We start from the raw sequence: 1,433 nt of genomic DNA, 5'->3' as shown, positions 1-1,433 counted from the left end.
TTCGTCAGCGCCCGGCGCGCGGCCCAGGCCGTGCCGCGCGCCAGCCAGGGCCTGCCCACGCTGGAGCAGGGCGCAGCCTTCGATACCGCCTTTCTGTTACGCAGCATGTTCCGCGAAGGCACGGAGCATTCGGGCGACGCTGGCATGCTGCCGCCGGAATGGCTGGACCAGGAGATGCTGGCCTCGGCCCTGCGCGCCGTCGGCCGCAGCACGGGCACCAGCCTGCTGACCTATGGCGTGCCCCAGGGCTATCTGCCGCTGCGCCAGCAGATCGCCTCGGTGCTGCAGGCCCAGGACGTGCCAGCCCACCCCGAGGCCCACCTGATGACCGTGGCCGGCGTCACCCAGGGCCTGGACCTCATCGTGCGCAGCCTGGTGCGCCCTGGCGATACCGTGCTGGTGGAAGACCCCGGCTGGTTTCTCATCTTCGGCCGGCTCAACGCCCTGGGGGTGAACGTGGTCGGCGTGCCCCGCCTGCCCGGCGGCCCCGACGTGGAGGCGCTGGAGCGGCTGGCCCGCCAGCACCAGCCCCGGCTTTTCATCCTGAACACGGCCGTGCACAACCCCACGGGCCAGACCCTGTCGGCCGGCGTGGCCCATGAGGTGCTGCGCATTGCCGAGCGCCACGACTTCTACCTGGCCGAGGACGACACCTACTCCGACTTCCTGCCCGGCGTGCCCGTGCGCCTGGCCGCCATGGACCGGCTGCAGCGCGTGCTCCTGGTGGGCGGCTACTCCAAGACCCTGGCCGGCAGCCTGCGCGTGGGTTATGTCGCGGCACACACCGACCTGATACGGCGGCTGACCGACCTCAAGCTGCTGGGCGGCCTGACCACGGCGCTGCCGGGCGAGCAGGTGGTGCACCGCGTGCTGGCCGACGGCCAGTACCGCAAGCATGTGGACCGCCTGCGCGAGCGCGTGGACCGCGCGCGCAACCGCTGCCTGCGCATGCTCGAAGCCCTGCACTGCCGCGCCCCGCACGAGCCGCAGGCCGGCATGTTCGCCTGGGTGGACTGCGGCGTGGACTCGGAGGTGCTGGCCCGCCATGCCGCGCCGCAGGGCCTGCTGCTGGCGCCGGGCCTGCTGTTTTCGCCCAGGCAGGCCGCGGGCAGCATGCTGCGCATTCCCGTGCCCATGGTGGAGCAGCCCCAGACCTGGAAGATCCTTGGCCACCTGCTGGCGCAGCACCGGGGCGGTGGTGGATGAGTGGACGGTGCAGCAACACTGCCTGACGGGAGGTTGACGCTGCCGGCGCCAGGGCGTGTAAGACAGGGCATCAGGCCTCGGCGCCCCGGTAGTGCGCTGCTATCGTTCCGGGATGATTATTGAGCTTGTCTTGCCAGGGGAGGCCGGCCGAAGAGCCGGGGTGAACGACAGCCAGCCCCGGCCGGGAGGTGGCGCTGCGCGCCGCCTGGCGCCCGTGCTGGACGCGG

General features: G+C 72.0%; 1 protein-coding gene. It reads left to right on the top strand.

Going from position 1 to position 1,433, the window contains the following annotated elements:
- The coding region (locus L995_RS10230) for an aminotransferase-like domain-containing protein (protein ID WP_047471384.1) at nt 1-1,206 on the top strand (1,206 nt) is incomplete at its 5' end.
- Nucleotides 1,207-1,433: the final 227 nt, after the last annotated feature.

It is taken from the genome of Delftia sp. ZNC0008 (assembly GCF_000799035.1).
In the GTDB taxonomy this organism is placed as follows: Bacteria; Pseudomonadota; Gammaproteobacteria; order Burkholderiales; family Burkholderiaceae_C; genus Comamonas; species Comamonas tsuruhatensis.
Note: the sequence above shows the minus strand (reverse complement) of the source record. Positions and strands in the feature narration are given on the sequence as shown.